Source organism: Streptomyces sp. NPDC016469 (assembly GCF_040632905.1).
In the GTDB taxonomy this organism is placed as follows: domain Bacteria; phylum Actinomycetota; class Actinomycetes; order Streptomycetales; family Streptomycetaceae; genus Streptomyces.
On record NZ_JBEYCQ010000077.1, the window covers coordinates 1 to 3,083 of the forward strand.

1 protein-coding gene is annotated in these 3,083 nt (G+C 72.9%); it reads left to right on the forward strand.

Features of this window, described 5'->3' with window-relative positions; genetic code table 11:
- Window positions 1-3,083: beta-ketoacyl synthase N-terminal-like domain-containing protein (locus ABZ565_RS35210; protein ID WP_361036374.1), on the forward strand; the 3,083-nt coding region annotated here is incomplete at both ends.

Below are 3,083 nucleotides of genomic sequence, written 5' to 3' on the forward strand. Positions count from 1 at the left end.
GCCGCCGCCAACACCTTCCTCGACGCCCTCGCCGCCCACCGCCACACCCAAGGACTCCCCGCCACCTCCCTCGCCTGGGGACTCTGGGACCAGGCCGGGGGCATGGGCGGCACGCTCGCCCAGACCGACCTGGACCGGCTCGCCGAGACCGGCACCGCCGCCATCACGCCCGAACAGGGCCTGGCCGCCTTCGACGCCGCGCTCGGCCACCACCGGCCCGCGCTCCTTGCCGTACCGATGAACACCACAGCCCTCCGGGCCCGCGCCAAGAGCGGCTCACTCGCTCCGATCCTGCGCGGCCTGGTCCGTACACCGGTACGCCGAGCAGCCGCCCGGGCCGGGGCGGCAGGTGCCACCTCGCTCGCCCAGCGGCTCGCCCCGCTGTCGGCCCCTGAGCAGGACCGGCTGCTGCTGGACCTGGTCCGGGAGGAGGTGGCCGCGGTGCTCGGCCGGTCCGACGCCGCCGTGCTGGACCCGAGCAGGACCTTCACTACCCTCGGCTTCGACTCGCTGTCCGCCGTCGAGCTGCGCAACCGGCTCGGCGCCGCCACCGGCCGGCGCCTCACCCCGACCCTGATCTTCGACCACCCCACCCCCGGCGCCCTCGCCACCCACCTGCGCGACACGCTGCTCGGCACACAGGCCGTGGTCCCGGCCCCCGCCACCACGGCCACGGCCACAGCGGGTGCCGGTGCCGGTGCCGACGACGCCATCGCCATCGTCTCCATGGGCTGCCGGTTCCCCGGCGGTATCACCACACCGGAAGACCTCTGGCAGCTCGTGAAGGGCGGCGTGGACACCGTCGGGGGCTTCCCGGAGAACCGCGGCTGGGACCTCGACGGCCTCTACGACCCCGACCCGGAAGCCACCGGCACCTCATACACCCGGCAGGGCGCCTTCCTGCGCGACGCCGACACCTTCGACGCCGACTTCTTCGGCATCAACCCGCGTGAGGCGCTCGCCATGGACCCGCAGCAGCGCCTGCTGCTGGAGACGGCCTGGGAGACGCTCGAACGCGCCGGGATCGACCCGGACCGACTGCGCGGCAGCGACACCGGAGTCTTCGCGGGCGTCATCACGGGTGACTACGTGACCCGGTTGGACCGGCTCCCCGAGGGCCTGGAGGGCTACGTCTCCACCGGCACCACCACCAGCGTCGCCTCCGGCCGGGTCTCGTACACCCTCGGCCTGGAGGGGCCGGCGCTGACCGTGGACACAGCCTGCTCCTCCTCCCTGGTGGCCCTTCACTTGGCGGCGCAGGCGCTGCGACGGGGCGAGTGCTCGCTCGCCCTGGCGGGCGGTGCGACGGTGATGGCGGGGCCCATCAACTTCGTGGAGTTCTCGCGGCAACGCGCCCTGTCGCCCGACGGCCGCTGCAAGGCGTTCTCCTCCACGGCCGACGGCACCGGATGGGGCGAGGGCGTGGGCCTGGTCCTGCTGGAGAGGCTTTCCGACGCACAGGCCAACGGGCATCAGGTGCTGGCCGTCCTCCGGGGTTCGGCGACGAACCAGGACGGTGCCAGCAACGGTCTGACCGCTCCCAGCGGCCCCTCGCAGCAGCGGGTGATCCGGCAGGCCCTCGCCGACGCGGGCCTGACCGGCGCGGACGTCGATGTCGTGGACGCGCACGGTACGGGCACCAAGCTCGGCGACCCCATCGAGGCGCAGGCCCTGATCGCCACGTACGGGCAGGAGCGGACCCCCGAACAGCCCCTGTGGCTCGGTTCGTTGAAATCCAACATCGGACACACCCTGGCCGCTGCCGGTGTCGCCGGCGTCATCAAGATGGTGCAGGCCATGCGGCACGGGGTGCTGCCCCGCACGCTGCACGTGGACGAGCCGACTCCGCACGTCGACTGGGAGGCCGGCGCGGTTGCGCTGCTCACCCGGGAACAGCCGTGGCCCGAACTGGACCGCCCGCGCCGCGCGGCCGTCTCGTCCTTCGGTTTCAGCGGCACGAACGCCCACGTGATCCTGGAACAGGCTCCCGAGGCTCCGGCAGCGGCGGACGAGCGCGCTGTGCCCGGGGCCGAGGGGGTCGCGCCGTGGGTGATCGCGGCGAAGAGCCCGGCCGCTCTGCGCGAGCAGGCCGCGCGGCTCGCGGCGTTCGCCGACAGCCACCCGGAGACGACGGCGTCCGAGGTGGGCGCCGCACTGGTGGCCGCTCGTACGCCCTTCGCGCACCGGGCGGTCGCCGTGGGCAAGGACCGGGAGGAACTGCTTCGGTCGGTACGCGGACTGGCCGCCGGCGACCAGTCCGCCGGTGCCGTGACCGGTGAGGTCGCGGGCGGTAGGACCGTGTTCGTGTTCCCGGGTCAGGGTTCGCAGTGGGTGGGTATGGCTGCGGGTCTGTTCGAGGCGTCGCCGGCGTTCCGGGCGCGGCTTGAGGACTGTGCGCGTGCGCTGTCCGTACATACGGACTGGGATCTGCCGGCTGTGTTGCTGGAGGGTGATCCGGAGGGCCTGCTGGAGCGGGTGGACGTGATCCAGCCCGCGCTGTGGGCGGTCATGGTCTCCCTGGCCGAGGTATGGCGCTCTTACGGAGTCGTCCCGGACGCGGTGGTCGGGCACTCGCAGGGCGAGATCGCGGCTGCGGTCGTCTCCGGTGCCCTGTCCTTGGAGGACGGCGCCCTGGTGGTGGCTCTGCGGAGCCGGGCCATCAAGGCCCTGGCCGGCCGGGGCGGCATGCTCTCGGTCGCGCTGCCCGCCGACGCGGTGCGCCCCTATCTGACGCAGTGGGCGGACGATCTCGGTGTGGCCACGGTCAACGGCCCCTCGTCCACCGTGGTCTCGGGCACGGACAGTGCTCTGGACGAGCTGGTCGCGGTGCTTCGCGCGGACGGGGTGCGCTCGCGTCGTATCGCGGTGGACTACGCCTCGCACTCACCCCACGTCGAATCCATCCGGGAGGAGCTGGCGCAGCTCCTGGCGCCGGTTGCCCCTCGGGTGCCGGACATCCCGTTCTACTCGACCGTGACGAACGAGGTAGTCGACAGCGCGGCACTGGACGCGGAGTACTGGTACCAGAACCTGCGCCGGACCGTCGAGTTCGAGAAGACGACGCGCGCTCTGCTCGCCGACGG